Annotated in this window: 24 protein-coding genes, 1 tRNA gene and 1 pseudogene; 13 read left to right on the top strand and 13 right to left on the bottom strand. The window is 63.2% G+C overall.

What is annotated here, in order from left to right:
• Positions 1 to 22: 22 nt before the first annotated feature.
• The 4 genes from B6V73_RS04705 to yihA all read left to right on the top strand — a co-directional run bounded on the left by B6V73_RS04705 (position 23) and on the right by yihA (position 5,071).
• Positions 23 to 1,642 (top strand): GGDEF domain-containing phosphodiesterase, encoded by a 1,620-nt coding sequence (locus tag B6V73_RS04705; protein WP_088724662.1) that lies wholly within the window; start codon positions 23 to 25, stop codon positions 1,640 to 1,642.
• 167 nt (positions 1,643 to 1,809) lie between these two features.
• A complete protein-coding gene (gene yidC, locus B6V73_RS04700) occupies positions 1,810 to 3,657 on the top strand; it encodes a membrane protein insertase YidC (RefSeq protein WP_088724661.1) in 1,848 nt (615 codons plus the stop codon).
• Positions 3,654 to 4,421, top strand: a complete 768-nt coding sequence (locus tag B6V73_RS04695) for an MOSC N-terminal beta barrel domain-containing protein (protein ID WP_088724660.1) — start codon at positions 3,654 to 3,656, stop codon at positions 4,419 to 4,421. Before yidC ends, B6V73_RS04695 begins: the two co-directional genes overlap by 4 nt.
• Positions 4,421 to 5,071 carry a ribosome biogenesis GTP-binding protein YihA/YsxC gene (yihA, locus tag B6V73_RS04690; RefSeq protein WP_075776237.1) on the top strand — a complete coding sequence of 217 codons (651 nt, stop codon included), beginning with the start codon at positions 4,421 to 4,423 and terminating at the stop codon, positions 5,069 to 5,071. The genes B6V73_RS04695 and yihA overlap by 1 nt, the downstream gene beginning before the upstream one ends.
• 21 nt (positions 5,072 to 5,092) lie before the next feature.
• On the opposite strand, the gene argF is transcribed toward yihA, so the two are convergent.
• From argF to B6V73_RS04675, 3 genes are all read right to left on the bottom strand, one after another.
• Positions 5,093 to 6,019, bottom strand: a complete 927-nt coding sequence (gene argF, locus B6V73_RS04685; protein WP_088719102.1) for an ornithine carbamoyltransferase — start codon at positions 6,017 to 6,019, stop codon at positions 5,093 to 5,095.
• 88 nt (positions 6,020 to 6,107) lie between these two features.
• Positions 6,108 to 7,286: an aspartate aminotransferase family protein gene (locus tag B6V73_RS04680; protein WP_088724659.1), complete on the bottom strand. Its 1,179-nt coding sequence runs from the start codon at positions 7,284 to 7,286 to the stop codon at positions 6,108 to 6,110.
• A 222-nt stretch (positions 7,287 to 7,508) separates the two neighbouring features.
• Entirely contained in the window at positions 7,509 to 8,255 is a 747-nt protein-coding gene (locus B6V73_RS04675) for a ZIP family metal transporter (protein ID WP_088719409.1), read from the bottom strand.
• A gap of 154 nt (positions 8,256 to 8,409) precedes the next feature.
• Between B6V73_RS04675 and B6V73_RS04670 the strand changes: the two genes are divergently transcribed.
• Positions 8,410 to 9,573 (top strand): alpha-hydroxy acid oxidase, encoded by a 1,164-nt coding sequence (locus B6V73_RS04670; protein WP_088719104.1) that lies wholly within the window; start codon positions 8,410 to 8,412, stop codon positions 9,571 to 9,573.
• On the opposite strand, the gene B6V73_RS04665 is transcribed toward B6V73_RS04670, so the two are convergent.
• Positions 9,564 to 10,442 (bottom strand): helix-turn-helix domain-containing GNAT family N-acetyltransferase, encoded by an 879-nt coding sequence (locus B6V73_RS04665; RefSeq protein ID WP_088724658.1) that lies wholly within the window; start codon positions 10,440 to 10,442, stop codon positions 9,564 to 9,566. The genes B6V73_RS04670 and B6V73_RS04665 overlap by 10 nt on opposite strands.
• 203 nt (positions 10,443 to 10,645) lie before the next feature.
• Here B6V73_RS04665 and B6V73_RS04660 point away from each other — a divergent pair, with 203 nt between their 5' ends.
• From B6V73_RS04660 to pth, 3 genes are all read left to right on the top strand, one after another.
• Positions 10,646 to 11,281 carry a 50S ribosomal protein L25/general stress protein Ctc gene (locus tag B6V73_RS04660; RefSeq protein WP_078539807.1) on the top strand — a complete coding sequence of 212 codons (636 nt, stop codon included), beginning with the start codon at positions 10,646 to 10,648 and terminating at the stop codon, positions 11,279 to 11,281.
• Between the two features lie 189 nt (positions 11,282 to 11,470).
• Complete coding sequence (locus B6V73_RS04655; RefSeq protein ID WP_088719106.1) at positions 11,471 to 11,761, top strand: hypothetical protein; 291 nt, start codon at positions 11,471 to 11,473, stop codon at positions 11,759 to 11,761.
• A gap of 87 nt (positions 11,762 to 11,848) precedes the next feature.
• Entirely contained in the window at positions 11,849 to 12,547 is a 699-nt protein-coding gene (gene pth, locus B6V73_RS04650) for an aminoacyl-tRNA hydrolase (RefSeq protein WP_088724657.1), read from the top strand.
• On the opposite strand, the gene B6V73_RS04645 is transcribed toward pth, so the two are convergent.
• Positions 12,548 to 12,982: a VOC family protein gene (locus tag B6V73_RS04645; protein ID WP_075776245.1), complete on the bottom strand. Its 435-nt coding sequence runs from the start codon at positions 12,980 to 12,982 to the stop codon at positions 12,548 to 12,550.
• Between the two features lie 154 nt (positions 12,983 to 13,136).
• Between B6V73_RS04645 and thyX the strand changes: the two genes are divergently transcribed.
• The 3 genes from thyX to B6V73_RS04635 all read left to right on the top strand — a co-directional run bounded on the left by thyX (position 13,137) and on the right by B6V73_RS04635 (position 15,277).
• Positions 13,137 to 14,051 carry an FAD-dependent thymidylate synthase gene (gene thyX / locus B6V73_RS04640; RefSeq protein WP_075776246.1) on the top strand — a complete coding sequence of 305 codons (915 nt, stop codon included), beginning with the start codon at positions 13,137 to 13,139 and terminating at the stop codon, positions 14,049 to 14,051.
• 3 nt (positions 14,052 to 14,054) lie between these two features.
• Entirely contained in the window at positions 14,055 to 14,735 is a 681-nt protein-coding gene (locus tag B6V73_RS20410; protein WP_143597869.1) for a hypothetical protein, read from the top strand.
• Positions 14,736 to 14,863: 128 nt separating this feature from the next.
• Positions 14,864 to 15,277 carry a DUF1810 domain-containing protein gene (locus B6V73_RS04635; RefSeq protein ID WP_088724656.1) on the top strand — a complete coding sequence of 138 codons (414 nt, stop codon included), beginning with the start codon at positions 14,864 to 14,866 and terminating at the stop codon, positions 15,275 to 15,277.
• On the opposite strand, the gene B6V73_RS04630 is transcribed toward B6V73_RS04635, so the two are convergent.
• The 8 genes and pseudogenes from B6V73_RS04630 to B6V73_RS04595 form a co-directional block, all read right to left on the bottom strand.
• On the bottom strand, positions 15,266 to 16,177 hold the full coding sequence (locus tag B6V73_RS04630) for an ABC transporter permease (RefSeq protein ID WP_075776248.1): 912 nt from the start codon (positions 16,175 to 16,177) through the stop codon (positions 15,266 to 15,268). The two genes, B6V73_RS04635 and B6V73_RS04630, sit on opposite strands and share 12 nt — an antisense overlap.
• Before the next feature lie 12 nt (positions 16,178 to 16,189).
• On the bottom strand, positions 16,190 to 17,470 hold the full coding sequence (locus B6V73_RS04625; protein ID WP_075776249.1) for an ABC transporter permease: 1,281 nt from the start codon (positions 17,468 to 17,470) through the stop codon (positions 16,190 to 16,192).
• Between the two features lie 17 nt (positions 17,471 to 17,487).
• A complete protein-coding gene (locus B6V73_RS04620) occupies positions 17,488 to 17,979 on the bottom strand; it encodes a DUF2314 domain-containing protein (RefSeq protein WP_168174864.1) in 492 nt (163 codons plus the stop codon).
• A 66-nt stretch (positions 17,980 to 18,045) separates the two neighbouring features.
• Positions 18,046 to 19,122 carry an ABC transporter substrate-binding protein gene (locus B6V73_RS04615; RefSeq protein ID WP_075776251.1) on the bottom strand — a complete coding sequence of 359 codons (1,077 nt, stop codon included), beginning with the start codon at positions 19,120 to 19,122 and terminating at the stop codon, positions 18,046 to 18,048.
• A gap of 114 nt (positions 19,123 to 19,236) precedes the next feature.
• Complete coding sequence (locus B6V73_RS04610) at positions 19,237 to 20,337, bottom strand: ABC transporter ATP-binding protein (RefSeq protein ID WP_075776252.1); 1,101 nt, start codon at positions 20,335 to 20,337, stop codon at positions 19,237 to 19,239.
• A 368-nt stretch (positions 20,338 to 20,705) separates the two neighbouring features.
• Positions 20,706 to 21,023: pseudogene (locus B6V73_RS21070) on the bottom strand (Hint domain-containing protein).
• Positions 21,024 to 21,499: 476 nt separating this feature from the next.
• Positions 21,500 to 21,586: transfer RNA gene (locus B6V73_RS04600), tRNA-Leu, on the bottom strand.
• Between the two features lie 142 nt (positions 21,587 to 21,728).
• Positions 21,729 to 23,393 (bottom strand): peptidoglycan-binding domain-containing protein, encoded by a 1,665-nt coding sequence (locus tag B6V73_RS04595; RefSeq protein ID WP_088724654.1) that lies wholly within the window; start codon positions 23,391 to 23,393, stop codon positions 21,729 to 21,731.
• Between the two features lie 201 nt (positions 23,394 to 23,594).
• Here B6V73_RS04595 and lipB point away from each other — a divergent pair, with 201 nt between their 5' ends.
• Both lipB and B6V73_RS04585 read left to right on the top strand, forming a co-directional pair.
• Positions 23,595 to 24,269: a lipoyl(octanoyl) transferase LipB gene (lipB, locus tag B6V73_RS04590; RefSeq protein ID WP_075776254.1), complete on the top strand. Its 675-nt coding sequence runs from the start codon at positions 23,595 to 23,597 to the stop codon at positions 24,267 to 24,269.
• A 114-nt stretch (positions 24,270 to 24,383) separates the two neighbouring features.
• Positions 24,384 to 24,815: a c-type cytochrome gene (locus tag B6V73_RS04585; protein WP_075776255.1), complete on the top strand. Its 432-nt coding sequence runs from the start codon at positions 24,384 to 24,386 to the stop codon at positions 24,813 to 24,815.
• Positions 24,816 to 24,980: the final 165 nt, after the last annotated feature.

The following is a 24,980-nucleotide window of genomic DNA, read 5'->3' as shown; positions in this document are numbered from 1 at the left end:
ATGTGCCACGGGGGTAGGTGTCATGGGAAAGGACGGGGGCAAGCGCGCCGCCCGCAAATCAGAGCTGCGCGCAAGATATCACGGCAAGCCGGGGCCGGTTCTGCTCCGTCGCGAGATGATCGCCTTCGTACCGGCCTGTGGGCTCGCCCTGCTTTGGGTGGGGCCCGAGGCGATGGTGTTGATCGGCCTTACCGCGCTTCTGGTGGGGTGGATGACCCGCCCCCTGCCTGTCCCGCTTGAGACTGACGAGGAAGGCTGCGACCCCGCTACCGGCCTGCCGCCGCCAAATGCCGCGATCTCCGAAATGGCCGCATCCCTGCAGGACGCGCGGGCGCGCAATCGCCCGACCGGCTGCCTGATTCTCGGCCTCGACGCGCCGGAGCAGGCGCTCCGGCGCCTGCCGGCCCGGGACTTCGACCTGCTGCTGCGCCGGATCGGCGAGCGGCTTCAGGGGCAGCTGCGCGGCGGCGACGTAGTCACCCGATGGGAGGGTGCCCGTTTCGCGGTCCTGCTGCGCCCGACGCCACGCCTCGGGCTCGAGGGCATGATCCAGCTTTGCGGGCGCCTGCAGGAAGCGGTAAGCGAGCCTTACTCGATCGCGGCACAGACCGAACAGATCACCATGCATATCGGCTTTCACCTCGTGGGCCGGAGTGATGCGTCCCCTGCCCATCGCGAGGACGCCGCCACGCTGGCCAAGGCCGAAGCGCACGCCCATGCGGAGGCGGAGGCGGCCCTGTCGCGCGCCGAAACCGCCGCCGAGCGCGCGATGCGCAGCGGCCCCGGCGCGATCCGCTCCTCCCGCTCCAACAAGATCGTCATGAAAGAGCCGGGCCCGCACCCGCTATCCGCCAGCGTGAGGGAGGCACTGGAGGACGAGCATATAAAGGCGTTCTTCCTGCCGCAGATATCCACTGATACCGGGGACATCGTGGGATTTCAGGCAATCCCGCGCTGGCTTCACGCGCAGCGCGGGATCCTGACCGAAAGCGAGATTCTTCCCGCGATCGAAGCTGCAGGGCTCGGCGCGCGCTTCTCCGAGGTGATGCTCTACGCGGCCTTCGGTGCGCTGCGCGACATCTCGCGCGACGGCAGCGACTTCGGCCCGGCCTCGCTGCCATTCCTGCACGGCCAGATGGGCGACCCGAGACTGGCCGAGCGGCTGGCCTGGGAATTCGACCGGTTCGAGATCGCCCCGAACCGGCTGCGGCTGATCGTCCCGCAGGCGATGGTGGCGCGGCTCGACGATCCGGTTTGCTGTCGCACCCTGCACGAAATCAAACGCCTAGGCTGCCTGATCGAACTGGCGGGGTTCGGCTCCGGCCCCGTCTCGGCAGAAACGATCCACCGGCTCGGACCGCAGCGGCTGCGCATCCATCGCTCGCTCACCGCACAGATCGACCACAACACCGAGCGCCAGCGCCTGACCGCCGCGATCGTATCGATGGCCGAAGGACTGGGGCTGAAAACGCTCGCCGAAGGGGTGCCGGGTATCGCCGAGCACGCGATGCTGTGCCAGCTGGGCTGCTCAGCGGTGCAAGGCCCGGCGATCGCCGCCCCGATGCCGATCAGCGAATTTCTCGATTGGGCAGAACGGCACCGCACCAAGCTCGCCGCGACGCCGCAAATCGGCCGGCGTTGAGCGGCCCCGCAGACCGCTCTCCGCCGCCGCGCGCCCGGCATCGTGACCAAGCACGCAGAGGCAAACCGTGCCCGATCGATCGTTTCAAGGGAAAATGGCTTGACCTTTGGCTGCCCCTTCTGTTGAACCCATGCAAGTTTTCGACAGGCTTGTGGACTTAGGGTTTCATGGACAACCAAAACAAGAATCTCATTCTCGCGGTGGTACTCTCCGCAGTCGTGCTGGGCGTCTGGACCTATTTCTTCCCGCCCACGCAGGACACGACGACCCCGCCGAGCGAGGTGACCACGCAACAGGCCGCGACGCCCGAAAGCACTGATATCGCACCGAAGTCTGCGGCCGACACCACCGGCGCGCCGGTCGATACGGCGACCATGTCGCAAACCGCGAGCGCCCAAGCCCAAAGCGCCGCGCGCATCGCGATCGACACCCCGGCGGTCGAGGGGTCGATCTCGACTCTCGGCGGGCGCTTCGACGACCTGTCGCTCAAGAAATACAAGGAAACGCTGGCGAAAGATTCGCCCGACGTGCGTCTCCTCTCGCCCATCAGCGGCAATACCGACAATTCGACCCTGCCCTATTACGTCGTCTATGGCTGGCTGCCCGCGGGCGGTCTGCCGGGCGATCAGGTGCCCGGCCCGAATACGGTCTGGACGCAGGTCGGCAACGGCAAACTCACGCCCGACACGCCTGTGACGCTTCAGTGGGACAACGGCCACGGCCTGACCTTCCAGCGCGAGATCTCGGTCGATGACAAGTATCTCTTCACGATCAAGCAGTCGGTGCAGAACGGTACCAACGCCGCCGTGAAGCTTGCCCCATACGGTATCATCGCGCGTCACGGCATCCCCGAGGAACGCCGCGTCTACGTGCTCCACGAAGGCCTCGTGGCGATGGATGACGGCAATCTCCAAGAGATCAAATACAAGAACATCACCAAGCTCGATAACAAGGGCGCCGAGGGTCAGGCCGAGATCAAGCAGGTGAAGGACGCCGGCTGGACGGGCTTTACCGACAAATACTGGCAGACCGTTCTGGCGCCGATCTCGGGCCCCTTCACCTCGGTGGTGAAATATTCGGGCGAGAAGTCCGACATCTACCAGACCGAGACCCGCCTGCCGGTGATCGACGTCGCGCCGGGCGCCAAGGGTGACGCGCAGACCCACCTCTTCGCCGGTGCGAAGGAATGGGAAACCCTGCGCGACTATCAGGACAATGTCCCGATCCCGAAATTCGTCGACTCGCTCGACTGGGGCTGGTTCTACTTCCTCACCAAGCCGATGTTCCGCCTCCTGCACTTCCTGCATGGCGCGATCGGCAACATGGGCTGGGCGATCATCGCGCTGACCTTCATCATCAAGCTGATTGTCTTCCCGCTGGCACGGAAGTCCTACATCTCGATGGCGCGCATGAAAGAACTGCAGCCCGAGATGGAGAAGATGAAAGAGGCCGCTGGCGACGACCGCCAGAAGATGCAGCAGGGCATGATGGAGCTCTACAAGAAGCACAAGGTGAACCCCGCCGCGGGCTGTCTGCCGCTTCTGATCCAGATCCCGATCTTCTTCTCGCTCTATAAGGTGATCTACGTCACGATCGAACTGTATCACGCGCCGTGGATCGGCTGGATTCACGACCTATCGGCCCCCGATCCGACCTCGATCCTGAACCTGTTCGGCCTTCTGCCCTTCGCAGCGCCCGATCCGGGCTCGCCGCTCTTCATCCTGTCGCTCGGTATCCTGCCGATCCTGCTGGGTGTCTCGATGTGGTTCCAGCAGCGCCTGAACCCGGCGCCGACGGACAAGACTCAGGCGATGATCTTCGCGTGGATGCCGTGGGTCTTCATGTTCATGCTGGGCAGCTTCGCCTCGGGCCTCGTGCTCTACTGGATCACGAACAACACGATCACGTTCATCCAGCAGTACACGATCATGTCGATGCACGGGAAGCGGCCGGACCTGTTCGGCAATATCAAAGAGAGCTTCTCGCGGAAGAAACCCGCCGAAGAGAAGAAATGAGCGCAACGCTCTCTCGCATCTACCGACATCCGATCAAGTCGATCGGGGTAGAGGAACTGAAGGACGCGTCCCTTGAAGAGGGGCGCGTCTTGCCTTGCGACCGGGAGTGGGCGGTGCTGCATGAGCGCTCCAAGATCGGTGTCGATGCGGAGGGGCGCGCGGATGGCTGGGGCCAAAAGATCAACTTCGTGATCGGGCGTTCCGCGCCGGGCCTGATGGGGGTGACGTCGCGGATGCTCGAGAACGGACACATTCTGCTGGAGCACCCCGAGCAATGGCATCTCGAGATCGATCCCGAGCGTGAGCTCGACCAGCGCAAACTGTTGGAATGGCTGCGCCCGTTCTGGCCCGAGAGCGCGCCGCGCCCGACCGCGCTGGTACGCGGCCCCGACCGGGCTTTCACCGATGATCCCCTGCCCTATGTCTCGCTGATCGGGCAGGCTTCGCTCGACGATCTCTCGGCGCGTGTGGGCAAGCCCATCGACCGCCGCCGCTTCCGCGCCAATCTCTGGGTCGAGGGCTGGGAGCCCTTCGCCGAGATGGACCTGATCGGGAAAACGGTACGCGTGGGCGAGGCGGAGCTGCAACTGCGCGCCTGTATCGGGCGTTGTCGCGCGACGGACGCCAGTATCGAGACGGGCGAGCGCGACATCGAGATGCTGGCAGAGCTGGAACGCCATTACGGGCATACTGACCTTGGCGCATTCTGCCTCGTCACAAAACAGGGCCGCATCGCGCGCGGCGACAAGATCGAGGTACTCTGATGGAGTTGAATTTCCCGCTGGCCGAAGAGCCCGACGATTTCGCGCGTGAGCGTGGGCGCAAGCTGTTCGCCGCCCCCGTCGATTTCCTCAAGGGCGTCGTCGCGATGAAGGGGCTACCACCCGCCGACCGCATTGAGGTTTGCTTCGCGGGACGATCCAATGTCGGCAAGTCAAGCCTGATCAACGCGCTCACGAACCGCCGCAACCTCGCGCGCGCATCGAACACGCCGGGCCGCACGCAGGAGATCAACTATTTCACGACGCAGGACGGACCCTATCTGGTCGACCTTCCGGGCTACGGCTTCGCGCAGGCCCCGGTCGCGGTGGTCGCGAAATGGCAGGCGTTGCTGAAGGATTACCTGTCGGGCCGCGCAACGCTGCGTCGCGCCTTCGTGCTGATCGACACGCGCCACGGCGTCAAAGCGGTGGACGAGGAGATCCTGACGCTGCTTGACCGCGCCGCCGTCCCATTTCAGGTCGTGATGACGAAGGCCGACAAGGTCAGCGCGAAAGATTGCGAAAAGGTGCTGGATCAGGTGCGTAAGGCGCTGGCCAAACACCCCGCCGCCTTCCCCGAGATCGTACTGACCTCGTCCGAAAAAGGCGAAGGGATCGAGACGCTGCGCGCGATCATCGCCGGGCTGGAGTGACCCCCTGCCCGGCTTCTGTCGTCACTTGCCGAGGCAGTAGCGCATCACCGCCTTTTGCGCGTGCAGACGGTTCTCTGCCTCGTCGAAGATCACCGAGGCTGGGCCGTCCATGACGCCGCTCGTCGCCTCGTCATTGCGGTGCGCGGGCAGGCAATGCATGAAAAGCGCGTCGGCCTTGGCGTGGCTCATCAGCTCCTCGTTGACCTGGTAGGGCCGCAGCTGGTTGTGGCGACGCTCCTTCGCGGATTCCGGATCATGCATCGACACCCAAGTGTCGGTGACAACCAGATCGGCGCCTTCGACCGCCTTGATCGGATCGCGCTCTATCGTGATCGGGTGGCCCGCCTTCTCGGCCAAGTCGAGCCACGCACGTTCGGGGTCGAGCGTTTCCGGCCCGGTGAAGGTCAGATCGAAGCCGAACTGCGCCGCGGCATGGGCGAAGCTGGCGAAGACGTTGTTGCCGTCGCCCGACCAGACCACCTTCTTGCCCGCGATCGGCCCGCGCTTCTCTTCATAGGTCATAACATCGGCCATGATCTGGCAGGGATGAGTGCGGTCGGTCAGGCCGTTGATCACCGGCACCGAGGCATATTCGGCCATCTCGAGCAGTGTTTCCTCCTCGAAGGTCCGGATCATGATTAGATCGACGTAGCGCGACAAAACCCGGGCGGTATCGGCGATGGTCTCGCCATGGCCCAGCTGCATATCCGCGCCCGAGAGCACCATCGATTGCCCGCCCATCTGACGCACGCCGACATCGAAGCTGACGCGGGTCCGGGTCGAGGGCTTCTCGAAGATCAGAGCGACCATGTGCCCGGCGAGCGGCTGCTCGTCATCGGGCGCGCCTTTCGGACGACCGTTGCGGGCCTGCTTCATCGCGATGCCCTGGTCGATCATGGACCGCAGCGCGGCGGGGTCGGTTTTATGGATATCGAGGAAATGGTTCATCGGTTTGTCTTTCGTGGAGGGGCCTGAGGGGCTGTCCGCCCCGCTGCGCTCCCGCGCAGCCCCCGAGGATATTTACGCCAAGAGGAAGTCAGGCGGCCTTTTCGAGTTGCGACGCGGCGGCATCGAGCCGGGTCACCGCCTCGGCCAGATCGGCCTCGGAAATGTTCAGCGCGGGCAGCAGGCGCAGCACGTTATCCGCCGCCGGGACGGTCAGCAGGTGCTGGTCATAGGCGGCGGCCACGAGATCGGCCGGCGCGCGCTTGCATTTGAGCCCCAGCATCAGTCCGGTGCCGCGCACGCTTTCGAACGTGTCGGGATGCGCCGCGATCAGCCCTTCGAGCTTCTGACGCAGGAAACCTGCCTTGGCGTTCACCTGGTCGAGGAATGCGGCCTCGGAGACGATCTCCATCACCTTGGCGCCGACCGCGCAGCCCAGCGGGTTACCGCCATAGGTCGAGCCATGCGTGCCCGCGACCATGCCGGAGGCGGCCTCCTCGGTCGCCAGCACCGCGCCCAGCGGGAAGCCCCCGCCGATGCCTTTCGCGACCATCATGATATCGGGCGTGATGCCTGCCCATTCATGCGCGAACAGCCGGCCAGAGCGGCCCACGCCGCATTGCACCTCGTCGAAGATCAGGAGCGCGCCGGTCTCGTCGCAGAGATCGCGCAGCCCTTTCAGGCATTGATCGGGCACCGGGCGGATGCCGCCTTCGCCCTGGATCGGCTCGATCAGGATGGCGGCGGTCTTGTCGGTGACGGCAGCCTTGAGCGCCTCGTGATCGCCCCAAGGAAGCTGGGTGAAGCCGGGCAGCAGCGGGCCGAAGCCCTTCACCATCTTTTCCGATTTCGGCGTGGCCGAGATCGCACCGGTGGAGCGGCCGTGGAAGGCGCCCTCGAAGGTGATGATCTCCACCCGGTCCTCGCCTTTCGAGGACCAGTATTTCCGCGCCATCTTGATCGCGAGTTCCGCAGCCTCGGTGCCGGAATTGGTGAAGAATACCGTATCGGCGAAGGTCTTCTCGACCAGCGCATCGGCCAGCGCCTGCTGTTGCGGGATCTGGTAGAGATTCGAGACGTGCCAAAGCTTCGCGGCCTGCTCGGTCAGCGCCTCGACCAGTTCCGGCGCGGCATGACCCAGCGCATTCACCGCGATCCCAGCGCCCATATCGAGATATCGGTTCCCATCCGCCGTCTCGAGCCAGGAACCTTCGCCCTTAACGAAGGCGAGCGGTGCGCGATTATAGGTCGGCAGGACGGAGGGGATCATCGGGGTCAAGCTCCAGTAAGGGAAGGCAAATTCGTGCAACAGTCCCGGGGGGCTGTCAACATTCGGGGGCCTTCGGTCAGCGATTTGGGATTGGGTGTGGCGGCAGGCCACGGCAGATCGGACGTCAGGCGCTTCAGCGGCGACGTCGGGGACGGGAAATATATGCGGCCCTTGCGATCATGCATGGCGCTTACGCTGGGGCAGCGCGGAAGTAAAGAGGGATCAGCCAAGCGTCACGTCGAGGAACATCATCAGGATCAGGCCGAAGAGTAGCCCGGCGGTCGCGCGGTTCTGGTGCCCGTTGCGGTGGGTTTCGGGCAGGATCTCGTGGCTGATGATGTATAGCATGGCACCCGCTGCAAAGGTCAGCCCCCATGGCAGCAGTGCGCCGGAGACCGACACGGCAGCTGCGCCGACCAGCGCGCCCACGGGTTCGACCGCCCCGGTCATCGCGGTGACGAAAAAGGCCTTCCGCCGAGAATAGCCCTGCCCGATCAGCGCGACGGCCACGGCGAGGCCTTCCGGGATGTCTTGCAGCGAGATGCCAGTCATAACCGAGAAGCCGTTCTCGTTGCCCGCGCCGAAAGCGACGCCGATCGACAGACCTTCGGGAAAGTTGTGAATGGTGATCGCGATCACGAAGAGCCAGATCCGCGCCAGTTGCGCCGCATCGGCACCCTCACGGCCGGAGGTGAAATGCTCGTGCGGCAGGGTCGCGTTCAGCCAGGCCACGAAGCCCGCGCCGATGGCGATCCCGATCGCGGCGATGGCGGCGGCGACCCAGACAGAGCCGAACATGGTCTCTGCCACGTCGATCCCCGGCAGGATCAGCGAGAAATACGACGCCGAGAGCATCACGCCCGCCGCAAAGCCCAGCATCGTATCGGCGGTGCGCTGGCTCATCGAGCGACCCAGGAGCGCCGGGATCGCCCCGGCGGCTGTCGCGACGCCCGCCACCATGCCGCCCATCAGGCCGAGCCATACCTCGTTCACGGCGCTCTCCTTTTCGTGTTCTCCCGGCGAGATGGGAACGGATCGGGCATGATTGCAAGCCTTGCGATGGGTGATTGCGCAAATTTCGCGCGATTGGTAAGGAAACTTAACCACGGAGAGAGGAACCCCCATGACCGTCATCACCTCCATCGCCGATCTGAAACGTCTGCATAAGCGCCGCACGCCGAAGATGTTCTACGATTACGCGGAAAGCGGCTCGTATACCGAGCAGACCTTCCGCGAGAATACCGAGGATTTCGCGCAGATCCGGCTCAACCAGCGGATCGCGCGGGACATGACGGGGCGCTCGACGAAATCGACGATGCTGGGCCAGGACGTCGCGATGCCGGTGGCGCTGGCGCCGGTCGGGATGACGGGGATGCAGCGCGCGGATGGCGAGATCAAGGCGGCGCGCGCGGCGGAGAAGTTCGGCGTACCCTACACGCTGTCGACGATGTCGATCTGCTCGATCGAGGACGTGGCCGAGAATGTCAGCCAGCCCTTCTGGTTCCAGATTTATACGCTGACCGACGACGACTATAACAAGCGCGTGCTGGATCGGGCACGGGCCGCGGGCTGCTCCGCGCTGGTCATCACGGTCGATCTGCAGCTGCTGGGGCAGCGGCACAAGGACCTTAAGAACGGCCTGACGGCGCCGCCGAAATTCACCCCCGCCGTGCTGGCCGATCTCGCCACGAAATGGCGCTGGGGCATCGAGATGCTGCAGACCAAGCGGCGCTTCTTCGGCAATATCGTTGGCCATGTGGAGAGCGCCGCCGATCCCGCCTCGCTGGCAAGTTGGACGGCGGAAAAATTCGATCAGTCGCTCAACTGGGACCGGATCAAGCAGCTCATGGACATGTGGGGCGGCAAGGTGATCCTGAAGGGAATCCTGAGCGAAGAAGATGCCGAGATGGCGGCCGCCACAGGAGCCGATGCGATCGTGGTCTCGAACCATGGCGGGCGTCAGCTCGACGGGGCGCTCAGCTCGATCCGGATGCTGCCGAAGATCGTCAACGCAGTCGGCGACAAGACCGAAGTCTGGCTCGACAGCGGTATCCGCTCGGGGCAGGACGTGCTCAAGGCGCTGGCGCTTGGCGCGAAGGGCGTGATGATCGGGCGCGCCTATGTCTACGGTCTGGGCGCGATGGGCGAGCCGGGCGTAACCAAGGCGCTCGAGGTCATCCAAAAAGAGCTGGACACATCGATGGCTCTGTGTGGCAAGCGCCGGATCGCGGATCTGGGCCGGGACGATCTGCTGATCCCGAACGGGTTCTTCGACACCTATTCCTGAGCGAGCAGGCGTTTCTCGAAGAACCGGTCCGGGTAGGGATCGTTGTTGTAACGCGGGATCTCGTGCCAGCCGAAGCGCTGGTACATTGCGATCGCTTCGGGCAGCGCTGAATTCGTGTCGAGCCGCAGGCGCAGGTGGCCCAGTTCGCGGGCCGAGGCTTCGAGCGCGGTCATTAGCTGCCGCGCCAACCCCAAGCCGCGTGCGGCGGGGGCAATCCAGACGCGTTTCACCTCGGCATAGTCCGCCCCGCCCTTCAGGGCTGCGCAGCCCAGCGGCAATCCGTCGGATAAGGCGATCAGGAACGTGCCATGGGGCGGACGCATCTCGGCTGCCTCGGGGTCTTTCGACAGGCTCACGTCGAAGCCCCCGTCGAACCGGGCAGAGAGTTCCGCATAATATTTGGCCAGACAGGACTGCGCGCGCGGATCGAGTGGGTCGCAGGGCACAATCTCGATCTCGCTGCGCGTCAACGACGTCGCGATCAGGTCCATCGCCCCCAGCAGCGCGGCGTGATCGGGATGGCGAGACAGGATATCCGCCGCCTGCGCATCGGAGAGCCGTTCATATTCCGCGAATTCCGCCTGGCCCGCGTCGGTGAGCCGCGCGATGCGGCGCCGCCCGTCCTCGGGATCGTCCTCCATCACGATCAATCCCTCGCCCTCCAGCCCGCGTAACAGGCGGCTCATCTGCCCGGAATCGAGGGCCAATGCCTCGCGCAGTTTCGCGACATCCCCCTGCCCGCGCCCGATCAGGTTGAGCACCCGCGCAGAACCAAGCGGGCGGCCACGCCCCAGGAAAGACGAGTTGAGCGCCCCGAGCTGTCGGGTGACGGCCCGGTTGAACCGGCGTATACGTGCGATAGAATCCATGGAAATACCTGACTGAAGTCCGGAATATTTTCTGACTTTAGTCAGGTACCAAGCTGTGGCAACCCCAGTTTCCGTCCCCTCCCGGTTTCCGTAACGTCGTCGGTTTGCCCTTGCCATCCCGGCCAATCCCGAGTATTCGCGCGGCTTCATGGGCCCGACACCCTTGGAGGCGGCCCATCACTTTGACAAATTGGAGACCAGTTATGGCAAAAGAGATCGAAACGATCGAAGCCGTGGCGCGTACGGGGACGGGCAAGGGGGCCGCTCGGCAAGCGCGTCGTGAGGGCCTCGTGCCCGGTATCGTCTATGGCGACGGCAAGGACCCGGTTGCAATCAACCTCGACTACAACCGCCTGATCACCCGCCTGCGCAAAGGCCGCTTCATGTCCACCCTCTTCAACCTGAAGATGGAAGGCCAGGAAGACGTCCGCGTGATCTGCCGCGGCGTTCAGAAAGACGTCGTGAAGGACCTGCCGACCCATGTCGACTTCATGCGCACCCACCGCAACTCGCGCATCTCGCTCTTCGTGCATGTCGAGTTCATCAACCACGAGAAGGCGCCCGGCCTGAAGCGCGGCGGCACCCTCGTCGCAGTGCGCCCGGAAGTCGAACTCAACGTTCTCGCCGGCGATATCCCCGAGCAGATCGTGGTCGACCTCGAAGGCAAGCAGATCGGCGACACCATCCACATCTCCGACGTGGACCTGCCGAAAGGCGCCAAGCCCACCATCGAGCGTGACTTCGTGATCGCGAACGTCGCCCCGCCGAAAGGCTTCGGTGGCGGTTCCTCCGACGAGGACGAAGGCGAAGAAGCCAGCGAAGAAGCGACCGAAGAGTAATTCTTCTTCCGATGAGATTTTCGAGACGGGGCCTTTCGGGGCCCCGTTTTTCTTTGCGCGGCGCTTGATTCCCCGGATGCGCGGCAAACCGCCAACCATTCAAGTTCACATCTATGTGATCTCGAATTTCCTCGCCTTTTGCGCGAAACGCTATAGCCTCAAAGTTAATACAACCTAAAGGCTAGTCACATGCTGGAGCTATTCGCACTCGTTCTTGCAGCATTCGTGGTGCTACCGCCTAGAATGCTCAACGCAATTAGCCGCGCCCTCTATACGGTGCTGGGTCCGGTCCTGCGACCGTTCCGCATCTTTACGGCCCGACGACTCCCGCGCAACGGGTATGAGGAAATCGCGAAGTGCAATATCGAAGAGACCAGCGAACGCCTCTTCGATGAGTTTGCCCTTCCCGACACTCAAGAGCGACCGATCGTCGTCGGCTCATCGGGACGCCCGGCCTACGTCGAACACCGCGCCGCCTGAACGCGACGACCCCCTTTCCCCTTCGCGCGCGCTCACTTATCCCGGAGTGAGCAGAGCCTCGACACCGTCGTTCGAAAGGGGAGACGCATGCAACTCTGGGTGGGCCTGGGAAATCCGGGCGCGAAATACGCGAACAATCGTCACAATATCGGCTTCATGGCGCTCGACCGGATCGCCGAGGATCACGGCTTCGCCCCGTGGCGCGGCAAGTTTCAGGGTCAGGTGAGTGAGGGCCGTTTCGGCTCAACCCGCGTTGTGCTGCTGAAACCCGAGACCTTCATGAACCTTTCCGGCCAGTCCGTGCGCGCGGCCGCAGATTTTTACAAGGTCGATGTCTCCGACATCACCGTCTTCCATGACGAGTTGGACCTCGCCCCCGGTAAGTGCCGCCTCAAACAGGGTGGCGGCCATGCCGGGCATAACGGGCTGCGCTCGATCCATCAGCATATGGGGCCCGACTACGCGCGGGTTCGGCTGGGGATCGGCCATCCGGGACATAAGGACCGTGTGGCGGGCTATGTGCTCAACGACTTCCCGAAGGCGGAGCAGGAGATGCTCGACGATCTGCTGCGCGGGATTTCGGACGGCGCGCCCGCATTGGCGGCGGGCGACGGGTCGAAATTCCTCAATGCGGTGAGCCTGCGGGTCGCGCCGCCGCGCTCTTCGACCGGGACCAAGGCACCCACGAAAGCCAACACCCCTGCCCCGCAAAACGCCCCGCAAAAGAAAGAGGCCACGGAAACCCGCAGCCCCTTCGACAAGCTCAAGGATCACTTTCGCAAGTAATCACCAGCTTCCGGTGTTTTCCATGCTGGCCCAGGGTTCCTGGATCGGCAGCGACTCCCCCATCTGCAGCAGCTCGACCGAGATATTGTCGGGCGAGCGCACGAAGGCCATGTGACCGTCGCGCGGCGGACGGTTGATCGTTACGCCGTTGTCCATCAGGTGCTGGCACATCTCGTAGATGTTCTCGACGCGGTAGGCGAGGTGGCCGAAATGGCGGCTGTCCGAGGGCAGCCCGCTATCGCCGTCCCAGTTCCAGGTCAGCTCGACATCCGCCGTGCCGTCGTCCTGATCGGGCGGGCACATGAAGACCAGCGTGAAGCGGCCCTTCTCGTTTTCGATGCGGTTACGTTCCTTGAGCCCCAGAAGCTCGTAGAAGGCTTTCGATTTCTCGAGGTCGAGCACGCGGACCATCGTGTGCAGATATTCGATTTTCATGAACAGGCTTCCTTGGAACTGATTGCGGTTAACCGGAGGATAGCTCCTGACGCGGCCGCGGCAAGCACCCCGGCTTATCCACAGGATATGGCGGTTCCTAGAGCCGCCCATCGCAGATATAGTGGAGGTCGATTCGAGACATCCGGAGGACATCATGGCGCTCACCCCCGAACAACAAGCCGAGATCGACGCACAGCGCGCCGAGACGCAAATGACCGCGCGGGCGGTTTCGCCGGGGATGGAGAAGCGGCTCTATACAGCCCATGAAGTGCTCGATCACGGGGTGGTCCGGGTCATCGACTACATGGGCGACGACAACGCGATCGTGCAGGCGGCGCGCGTCTCCTATGGCCGGGGCACCAAGACGGTGAACAGCGACGCGGGCCTGATCCGCTACCTGATGCGGCACTGGCACTCGACCCCGTTCGAGATGTGCGAGGTCAAGTTCCACGTCAAACTTCCGGTCTTCGTCGCGCGTCAGTGGATCCGCCACCGCACCGCAAACGTCAACGAATACTCCGCGCGCTACTCGATCCTCGATCGCGAATTCTACATCCCCGAGGCCAGCCAGCTCGCCGCGCAATCGAGCCAGAACCATCAGGGCCGCGGTCAGGTGCTCGAAGGCGCCGAGGCCGCCCGCGTGCTCGACATCCTGCGCGACGACGCGATGCGCGCCTATGACCATTACGAGGACATGCTGACGCCCGACGAGGATGCGGGCAAACAGGGCCTCGCCCGGGAACTGGCGCGGATGAACCTGCCCACCAATATCTACACCCAGTGGTATTGGAAGGTGGACCTGCACAACCTCTTCCACTTCCTGCGCCTGCGCGCCGACAGCCACGCGCAATACGAGATCCGCGTCTATGCCGAGACCATGTGCGACATCGTGCGTGACTGGGTCCCCGCCGCCTATTCGGCCTTCGAGGATTACCGCTTGGGCGGGGTAAACCTCTCGGGCAAGGCGGTGGAGCTGCTCAAGCGCCGTCTGGCGGGCGAGGAGATCACGCAGGAGACCTCCGGCATGAGCAAAGGCGAGTGGCGGGAGTTTACGGAGGTTTGGGGGTAACGAGTGCTGAACGTTAGTTATGAACCGTCCACCGGTTTGCCTTACATAGCGCTTTTAGTGGAAGCGCTAAGATGGCTTTCTTGGCCGGTGGCGATCGTTGTCATTGCGTTTATTTTCCGTGAACCACTCAAAGGTTTGTTGCGAAATATCAAGCACCTAACCGTTGGAAACAATCGCGCAGAGTTTATTCCGCAGCAACGCGGGAACTCCGGTGCGCTAGACGATTCACTGCCCGGTGAACAACGGTCGAATAAGGTTTTACCAATCCTTGAGGAGAATTTGACGCCTGCACAGCGAGAAATAAGGGATAGCGTCAGAGAAGAACTTGAAGACCATCCAGAGCACGAACGTCTAGAAATTCTGATCGCGGCTGTGGCGAAAGAACGGTTGCTGAGACATTTTGCGTCCGCATACAGCAACATTTTTGGCAGTCAGATTCGAGCTCTTGAATTGCTCAACCAGCGCGGTGGGCAGATATCTCTCGAAGAAGCGCGGAAGGAGTATGCAATACTCCAAAAGGAACTCACTGATCTCGCGTCTGTACCCTTCGAAGGTTACATCCGTTACTTGACTGATTTTCGTCTAGTCGACGTAGATGCAGAATGTATTCGCCTAACTCCTATTGGCCGAGACTTCGTAATCTGGCTGAACGCAATTGGCGCAAATAAAGACAAGCCGCTCTAGCAGGTTTTCTTCGCCCGGCCCCTAGGCCGGGCCGCGCCCGACCCGCCCCCAGGGCGGGCGCGATTGCGCCCACCCTCGGATCGGTCGCGGCCCTCCTCGCGATGTCCAGAGCGTGCTAGGCTCATCCCATGACCCAACGCTTCCACGCCCCCCAAGCCCGCGACTATCCGACCGCGCTGCGCGAGCTACGCCAAGGTCGCAAGACCAGCCATTGGATCTGGTGGATCTTCCCGCAACTGGCCTCGCTCGGGCGGTCGCCCCGAGCGGTGGAATACGGGATCGCGGATCTGGCCGAGGCGCGGGCCTATCTCGCCGATCCGGTATTGCGGACGCGGTTGGTGGAGGCCTCCGAGGCGGTGCTCGCCCATGCGGGCACGCCCATTGAGGAGATCATGGGGCCGGTCGATGCGCTGAAGCTGCGCTCCTGCGCGACGCTGTTCGAGGCCGCCTCAAAGAAAAAGGAGCCGGTGTTCACCCGGCTCCTTGAGACGTTTTATGAGGGCGAGCGCTGTCCGCTGACGCTTGACGCCTTAGCCCGGTGACATCCCGCGCAGGCGCTCGGAGCGGCGGCGCAGCAGCTCGACCGTGGTCAGAAGCGCGATCGACACGAAGACGAGGATCGTGGCCACCGCAAGGATCGCGGGGCTGATCTGCTCGCGGATACCGTTCCACATCTGGCGCGGGATCGTCTGCTGGTCGTAGCCTGCCACGAAGAGCACCACGACGACTTCGTCGAAAGAGGTGACGAAGGCGAACAGCGCGCCCGACACCACGCCCGGCAGGATCAGCGGCATCACGATCTTGAAGAAGGTCGTGCGCGGGTCGGCACCGAGGTTCTGCGCCGCACGGGTCAGCGAGTGATCGAAGCCCACCAGCGTCGCGGTCACGGTGATGATCACGAAGGGAATGCCCAAGGTTGCGTGGGCCATGATGATGCCCGGATAGGAATGCGCGAGCCCGGTCTTCGAGTAGAAGAAGAACAGCCCCGTCGCAGTGATGATGATCGGCACGATCATCGGCGAGATCAGCACCGCCATGATGGCGCGGCGGAACGGCATCTCGGGGCGCGACAGGCCGAGGGCTGCCAGCGTGCCCAGCACCGTCGCGAGGATCGTCGAGAAGAAGCCGATGATGATCGAGTTCTTCGCCACGTCGATCCAGGTCGAATGCTGCCAGGCATCCATCCACCACGACCAACTGCGCTCGACCTGCGGCTCCTGCATCCCGAAGGTCAGCAGCATGTCATACCAGCGCATCGAATAGCCGGAGGGGTCGAAGCTCAGCATCTTCTCGGTGAAGGTGAAGTAAGGCTCCGCGTTGAAGGACAGCGGAATGATCACCACGATCGGCGCGATCAGGAAGAAGAAGATCAGGCCACAGATCACGAGATAGGCGTAGTGCCAGGTTCTCTCGAGCGGGCTTGCATATGCGGGAACGGCCATCTGTGTTTCTCCTCAGCCCAGCTTCATGTTGTCGATGCCCACCAGCCGGTCATAGAGCCAGTAGAGGATGATGACGCCGCCCAGCAGCATCGAGGCGAGTGCTGCCGCGAGCGACCAGTTGAGCGATTTCTGCATGTGGAAGGCGATCATGTTCGAGATCAGCTGACCGTCCGCACCACCGACAAGGGCGGGGGTGATGTAGTAGCCGACCGACAGGATGAACACGAGAAGCGCCCCTGCCCCGATCCCCGGCAGCGTCTGCGGCAGGTAGATGCGGCGGAAGGCGGTCCACGAGGTGGCCCCAAGGCTGCGGGCCGCGCGGACATAGCTCGGCGGGATGGTCCGCATGACCGAATAGAGCGGCAGCACCATGAAGGGCAGCAGGATGTGGGTCATCGCAACGATCGTGCCGGTCTGGTTATACATCATCTCCAGCCGGTTATCGTTGCCGATCAGGCCCGACCAGACGAGCAGATCGTTGATCACGCCCTGCTGCTGCAGGAGCACCATCCACGAGGTCGTCCGCACCAGCAGCGAGGTCCAGAAGGGCAGCAGCACGAAGATCATCAGAAGATTGGATTTCGCCAGCGGCAGCGAGGCCAGAAGATGCGCGATCGGGAAGGCGAGGATCATGCACAGCACGGTGATCACCAGAGACAGGATCGCGGTGCGGGTGAAGAGCTTGCCGTAGATCGCGCGCTGCGGATCGACCGGCACGATATTGTTGTCCTTGTCGCGGGTGTGATCCATCGCGGCGAGGTAGAAATCCACCGTATAGGGGCTCGAGGCAGAGCGCATCGCCCGCCACAGGTTCGGATCGCTCCACCCCTCGTCCACGCCGAGGATGGCCTCTTTCCATGGCGGCTCGAGACGTTCGATCTTGCGCGCGGTCGAGGTGAAGAGCGAGCGCGTGCCCGCGACGTCATAGTTGATCCGCGTCCCCGCCTCGCCCTGCGTCCGGTTTTCCTTCATCTGCTTGAGGTCCGAGGCGAGCGCCGCATAGGCGCTCTCGTCGATGGGCGAGCCCAGCGGATGCGCGTCGAACCATTGCCCAAGCGCCGGCGCATTCTTCGAGAAGCCGTCGTTATAGACCGATTGCAGCAGCATCTGCCCGATCGGGACCACGAAGGTGATCAGGACAAAAAGGAACAGAGGCGCGACCAGCAGGAAGGCGCGGCGTTTCGCGCGGGCCTGCGATTTCGCGAGGGCGACCTTCAGCGGCAGCCCGTCGGCGGTCTTCAACTGTGTTGGTTCAGGGCCGTTTAGGCTCGCATCCATCGTTGCGTCGCTCATCGTGTCTCCTTGGCCCCTCAGGGCAGCGGGGCGAGCTGTGCGCGCAGTTTCGCGGCTTGCTCGGCGGGAATATCGGGCAGCATCACCCGCGTCGTATAGTTACCGTGGAGCTTGCCTTCGCGTCGGAAGCTCCAGTCGGAAATCTGGTTCGGCGCGAAGGTAATCTCGTCTCCTGCATGCGCCTTGAAATGCACGGGCTCGTTCATCAACGTGCCGGTGATTTTCTGCGCGGAGATCGAAATCGGCGCGATCCAGATATGTTCGAGGCCATTGGCGGGGGTATCGATCCCTGTCTTGAGCATGAAACGCGAGCCGGACCGGGCGCGCACCGCGGGAATGAAGACGGTTTCATAAGTCGCGCGGGCTTGGCCGATCGCCATGTTCATCTGCGTATCGCCGGTCTCGTAGCCGACCACCGCATCTTCATCCGCTCGCGCGGGCAAGGTGACGGACAGCGACAGACAAAGGCCGAGGCACAAGCTGGCCAGAGACGACCGGAAGGCTGACATCCACGGGGCTCCTGACATCGAACAGGTCGGGCCGCGCGGCGGAGTGCCGCGCGACCCTCGCAGGACTTAGCCAGCGAGCCAGGCGTTGAAGCGCTCGCTCAGTTCGGTGTCGTGGTCCGCCCAGAACTCCGAGTCATTGACCAGAGCGTTCGACATGTTCTCAGGCGCGGTGGGCATATGCGGGCCCATCTTGGTCTTGCCGTCCTGATACATGCCGACCAACGGAGCCGAGGACTTGCGCGCCGGACCGTAGGAGATCCACTTCGCCTGATTGGCGAGCTGCTGGGTCTCGGTCGCGAACTTCAAGTATTTCTTCGCGGCTTCCATATGCGGCGCCCCTTTCGGGATCACGAAGAAGTCGAAGTCCAGAAGCTGGCCGTCCCAGACGATCTTGAAGGGCTGGCCCTCGGCGACCTCGGCGTTGAAGATACGGCCGTTATAGGCGGTCGACATCACCACTTCGCCATCGGCCAGCAGCTGCGGCGGCTGCGCGCCGGCATCCCACCACACGACATCGCTCTTGATCTTGTCGAGCTCGGCGAAGGCCTTGTCGACGCCCTCGGGGGTGCCGAGCACCTTGTAGACGTCCGCGGCCGGAACGCCTGCGCCCATCAGCGCCACTTCGAGCGTGCCTTTCGCCGACTTGCGCAGCCCGCGCTTACCCGGGTATTTCGCGGTGTCGAAGAAATCGGCGATCGAGGTCGGCGTGCCGTCGACCTTGTCCGCATTGTAGGACATCACGGTCGACCACACGATGTTGGCGACGCCGCAATCGGTGAAGGAGCCGTCGATGAAGTCCTCGCTCGCTGGGGTGCCGTCGGGGGCGGCGGCGAGGTCGGTGTCGGGGTCGATCGGCTCGAGCAGACCTTCGTCGCACAGGCGGATCGCGTCGGACTTCTCGACGTCGGCCACGTCGACCGAGACGTTGTTCGCCTCGACCTGCGCCTTGATCGGGGTACCGGGGTTGTCGGCGGCTTCCATGTTCACGTCGATGCCGGTCGCCTCGGTGAAGGGCTTGTTATAGGCCTCGACCTGGCTCTTTTCGTAGGCCCCGCCCCAGGACAGGACAGTGACTTGCTCGGCCTGCGCCGCCCCGGCCACGAGGCCGACGAGCGCCGTGCTCAGGATCATAGCTTTTTTCATCTTGGTTTTACTCCCAGTTGGTTGAGCTTTTGTGGTTTTGCGGCGTTTTCGCCGCTTGGCCGCGTGTTGCGGCAGATCGGAGCGTGCGGAGCTTGGTCCGCACACTCCGCATTCTCAGAGATCGAGCGCGCGCGCGTCCTGCGGGTGCCAGCCGATCTTGACCGTCTGGCCTTCCGTCAGTCGCACCTGATCGAGAGTGTTGCGCGATTTCATGACGAATTCCCGCGATCCCGCGACCTTCATCCGGGTGCGCAGTATGTCCCCCATGTAGATCACTTCGAGTACGTCCGCGGTGATCGTATGGGCGCCCGAAGGCATCATCTCGGGCTTGAATTCGACCCGCTCGGGGCGGATCGAGACCAGCGTCTCCTGCCCCGCCTCGCGAATGTTGACCGCCGTCGCGTCGATGATCTCGCCATTCTCGAGTCGCACCGTGCAGGTGTCGCCGTTCAGCGTCTCGACCTTGCCCGGAAGCTTGTTGTTCTCGCCGATGAACTGCGCGACGAAGCTGTTCTGCGGGCGCTCGTAGAGTTCATCCGGCGGTGCGAGCTGCTGGATGCGCCCGTCGTTGAACACAGCGACGCGGTCCGACATAGTCAGCGCCTCGCCCTGATCGTGGGTGACGTAAACCACGGTAATCCCGAGGCTTTCGTGCAGGTGCTTGATCTCGAACTGCATATGTTCGCGAAGCTGCTTGTCGAGCGCACCGAGCGGTTCGTCCATCAGGACCAGCTCGGGGTCAAACACCAGCGCGCGCGCCAGTGCGATCCGCTGCTGCTGACCGCCTGAAAGCTGCGCCGGACGGCGATGGATGAAGCTCCCCATCTGCACCATGTCCAGCGCACGCTTGATCTTGGTTTCGCGCTCATCCTTGCCCATGCCCCGCACTTCGAGCGGGAAGGCGAGATTCTCGCCTACGGTCATGTGAGGAAAGAGTGCGTAGTTCTGGAACACCATGCCGATGCCACGCTTGTGCGGAGGCACCATGTTGATGTTCTGGCCGTCGAGGCGTATCTCGCCATTCGTGGCGGTCTCGAAACCTGCAAGCATCATAAGGCAGGTCGTTTTTCCGGATCCAGACGGGCCGAGCATCGTTAGAAACTCACCCTTGCCGATCGAGAGATTGAGATCTTTCACGACGAGCGTTTCGCCGTCATAGCTCTTCTGCACGCGGTCGAATACGACGAATCCATCGCCGCTAGCTGCGTTGTTCAAAGCGGGCTCCCCGTTGTTTTTTGTCGTTGGTCATTTCCCGTGCATGTGACTAAAGCAAGGGCACTTCCGTTTTTCAACCCGGAAATCAAAAACCCGCGTCACAGGGCTATCACAGCACGGATTCGCCCGAAAAATTGCCGTTTTGCGTCACCTGTCGCGCAAGGAGCGACCAAGACTTGCATTTGGAGCGGTAAAATTGCCGCTGCGTCACCATGACCGGACACGCGGACCATAGACCGTATTAAGCGCCGCGCCGAGGAAATGGACCTCGGCCAGATCGGGTCGCGCGCGCAACAGAGGGCCAGGTCGAAGGAGGGCAGCGCAGGTAGCGCCAGCGGCCCGGTCCAAAAGCCTTCGACCCACGCGCCTTAGGCCTTGACCAAGGTATGACGTGGCAGCAGCAGCCAGACGAAATGTTGCGCGTATAGGACGAGCGCCCGGCGATTACTGAACGCGCCGGGCTGCAGTCGGACCGGACGCAGCCGCGGATTGGCAGCGAGCGCTTCTGCCCCGAACCGGCGGTGCGCGCACCATAGAACCGGCTACGGGCCGTCATCCAGCGTGGTGACAAGGTCGCCCGGTTGCAGGCTCTCGACCCGGCGCGGACCGCGCGGCGTCGAGAGCCGGATGCCTTTCGTGACGCACGGGGATTCCCATCGCGTAAAGCTGCGGCGACCCCGCCGGATCGAGTGGCGGAAACTATTCTATCCGCGTCGCCACCCGACTCGCGCAAAGACGCCCGCGGGGAGATCGCTCACGAGAGCGCCATTCGCGTCAATCTATGCCGAGACGATCCGAGGCCCCCGCGCTGCGTCCCCCCCCCTGCTCGACGCTCGTGACGATTCCGCCGAGCCGCTCGAAGCTGACCGTGCAATTGGCGCTGACCGCCCCCTCGGGAATATGACGATTCCGGTGATGTGACAGGTCATGCGATCCTCGCTCAGCGTAAGCTGCTGTCGAGGAACAGGACCAGCAAAAGCGCCTACCGGGCGCTGAGCTGAGCGCACGGCGCCCGCCAAAGCGAACTAACCATCTGAAAGATAATGAAAAACGCCAAGAATCCGCCAAGCGACGATGCACATGCATCTTCGACGTGTCACGGTGAACTTGATCTGGGGGATAACCCGCGTCGGGTCAGTCAGATCTCTCCTAGGGAGAGAGATGGTGCGGTCGAGAAGACTCGAACTTCCACGGGAGTTACCCCACAGCGACCTCAACGCTGCGCGTCTACCAATTCCGCCACGACCGCACTGTCTAGGCTTGGTGTGGCGCGTATTAGCCAAAGGCTTGGGGGATGAAAAGGGGGTATTTCGGGATTGGCGAGAATTTTTCTCATTCACGCTCTTGCCGTCGCGACAGGCCGGGCGGTCCCGGCCTGCGCAAGCGATAGGTTATTGCGGCGCCGCGGTTTCCACGAGCTCTGCCGCTTTCGCGGCAAAGCTTGGCAGGGCCATCGCGGGCTTCGGCGCCGACGACGCATCGGCGCGGCCGTTCATCATCAGGGCCGCCTTGCGGATGAGACCGCTACGCTCGGGCTGTGCGGGCGCGAAGACCGGCTGCGCCGAAAGCGCATTCTCGTACCAATCCATCGCGAGATCGGGGCGCTCGGCGGTGCCGATTCCCTGCATCAGGTGATGGCCGACAAGCTCGTCATAGGCTCCCTCGCCCAGACCACCCAGAACCAGCGCCGATCCCAGCGCCACCTCCATGTCGTCGGTGCGGTAGCCGACCGACAGACAGACCTTCGCGGTGCCCGACAGCTGCTCCGGGCTCATGCCTGAACCGGCGATGAAGCCTTTCACCTTGGCAAGCGTCGCCTCGCGCGGGGTAGACCCGACGGCGGCCACCTGCTCGGACAGAAGCGCCCCGAAATCGCGGCATTGCGCAGCGATCTGCTCGGGGGTGAAGCCGCCGATCTTGGCCTCCAGCGCCGCACCTTCATCGAGCGCGTACCCGCGCGCGAGGCAGAACTGCTCGCCCAGAGCCTGCCCCGGATCGGTCAGCGAGGCCTCCGTGACGAAGCCGCCATTCGACGAGGTGACGAGACTGGTCTTCGAACAGAAAGACGCAAGCGACACCGGCACCGGTTCGGCAACCGGCGCGGGCGCGACGAAGGACGGCATCGCAGGCGCCGGCTGCGACGCCATCTGCGTCGAGAAAGACGGCGCAGCAGGGGCAGGAGCTGGCGCAGGCGCTGCGGCTGTCACCGGCGCGTTGTTCTGGACGTTCGCTCCAGTCTTCTGACAGGCCCCCGCCTGACAGGTAAACATTGCAGGCGTCGCGTTATAGGCTTGGAAATCGTTGCGCGAGAAGCCGCTCGGCGTCGAGGCGAAGACCCGCACCGCGCAGCTCTTGTCGTTGCACCAGAAGCCCGGCCCCAGCACCGAGGTGTCGAGCAGGTAATCGGTTCGACCGTCATTGTTCAGATCGGCCAGCTGCACGAAGCCCGACCGCGCCATCAACTGCTGCGGTTCGACATTGGAGCTGCGCGCGATCTCGAACACGGCCTCGGAAATCTGCGGCGGCAAACCACCGATCGAGTTGCCGGCATAGGTCGCATCTCCGGTGCCCAGCATCTGGTCGCGCGTCTGCATCAGCAGGCCGCGCATCCCCTGCGGATGGGTCGAGATCGTCTGCGCAACCGCCGAACCGCCAAGGCTCGCCTTCTGATAGGCGGTGGTGAGGATGCTGCGCTGAATATCGGTCAGTTCTCCCGTGATCGGGAAATCCATGAAGGCCTGATATTGCGAGATGCCCGCGCGCGAGTTGCGCCCCAGCACCCCGTCCGGAGTGCCGACATTCCATCCGAAGTGGTTGAGCGAGACCTGCACCTCGCGATTGGCCTCGCGCTGCGCCGACGACATGGTCGGCTTCTTGTAATAGGTGCGCTTGGTGACCGTACGCGGCTGGCGGTTGGCCTCGTTCACGATCGCGCCGCCGATGATCCCTCCGATCACCCCGCCGACGATATCCGAACCGCCCGCCAATGCTGGCGTGGCCGGTCCGCCCGTAGCGACGGCGAGCGCAAGACCCGCCAGAACGAACTTGTGTTTCATTCCTGAACCCTCCAATCAAATGACTTCCGGTCTTGCCTGTTGCCCCGCAAATTCCATGTTTCTGCACGACAGGACCGGTCGGAATGTGACCGGCGCGGGGGGTGCGCGACCTTACCAATAGGTAAAGTTTGCGCTCCGAATCGGTGATGTGGCAAGAATTATTGACGTCGGGTGAGGAATTCCGGCGGGTGAGGTTAAGAAATGGTGGAATGGCGCGTAAGTGACAGCCCGGTCCCGTACGACGAGGCACTTGCCTTCATGGAAGACCGCGTCGCCAAGATCGCCGCAGGCGAAGCCGAGGAGATGATCTGGCTGCTCGAGCATCCGCCGCTCTACACGGCCGGCACCTCCGCCAAGCGTGAAGACCTTGTCGATCCCGACCGTTTCCCCGTCTTCGAGGCCGGGCGCGGCGGTCAGTACACCTATCACGGGCCCGGCCAGCGCGTCGCCTATGTCATGCTCGACCTGAACAAGCGCGGGCGCGACGTGCGCTGCTTCGTGCGCCAGCTCGAAGACTGGGTGATCGCCGCGCTCGACGAATTCAACGTGAAAGGCGAAATTCGCGACGGCCGCGTCGGCGTCTGGGTGCAACGTCCCGACAAACCGAAGGCGGCAGACGGCAGCCTGCGCGAAGACAAGATCGCCGCGATTGGAGTGAAGCTGCGCAAATGGGTCAGCTTTCACGGCATCTCGATCAACGTGGAGCCCGATCTTTCGCATTTCGACGGAATCGTCCCTTGCGGGATTCGCGAGCACGGGGTCACCAGCCTCGTCGACCTCGGCCTGCCGGTGGGAATGGCCGATCTTGACGTCGCGCTGCGTGCGACATTCAGTCGCATTTTCGTGAGTAAACTAAATGCGACCTCGGAAGTTTAGTGGACACATAGGCAATCATGCATGTTAGAACGCCCTTCAAGGCAGCGTGACTGCCCTGTGAAAGCCGGGTCGGGAGGGCTCGAGCTTTAACTCAAAACCAACAAGGAAGACGCGATGAAACTCAGCCTTATTGCCATGATCACCGCCGTCGCCGTTGCGGGCCCCGCGCTCGCGCAGGACGTCGAGAAAGGCAAAGACGAATTCAAACGGTGCAAGGCCTGTCACTCGATCGTCGCCCCCGATGGCACGGCGATCTTCAAAGGCGGCAAGGTCGGCCCGAACCTCTACAATGTCATCGGCCGCAAGGTCGCATCCGTCGATGGCTATAAATACAAGGACGGGATCAAGGAATACGCCGAAACCGGCGCCGTCTGGACCGAAGAGCTGCTCGCCGAATACATCACCGATCCCACGAAGTTCCTCGAGGAACAAACCGGCGATCCCAAGGCAAAATCCGGCATGGCCTACAAGCAGCGCAAGAACCAGGAAGACATTGCGGCCTATCTCGGCTCGGAAGAAGTGTCGCCCGACGCGCCCGAGTCCTGATCGCGAAACGAACATATCACGCGTTCGTTGGCGGACCCTTTCGAGGGTCCGCTTTTTTGTGAGCCGCGTCGCGGATTCGCAACTGTCGCGCGGGGCGGTCTCAGCCCGCGCTCCGCGTGCCAAGGGCGCGAGATCACGGATCACTCACACCTGACAGAGCTGCGA

It is taken from the genome of Thioclava sp. JM3, from assembly GCF_002213185.1.
GTDB lineage: Bacteria > Pseudomonadota > Alphaproteobacteria > Rhodobacterales > Rhodobacteraceae > Thioclava > Thioclava nitratireducens.
Note: the sequence above shows the minus strand (reverse complement) of the source record. Positions and strands in the feature narration are given on the sequence as shown.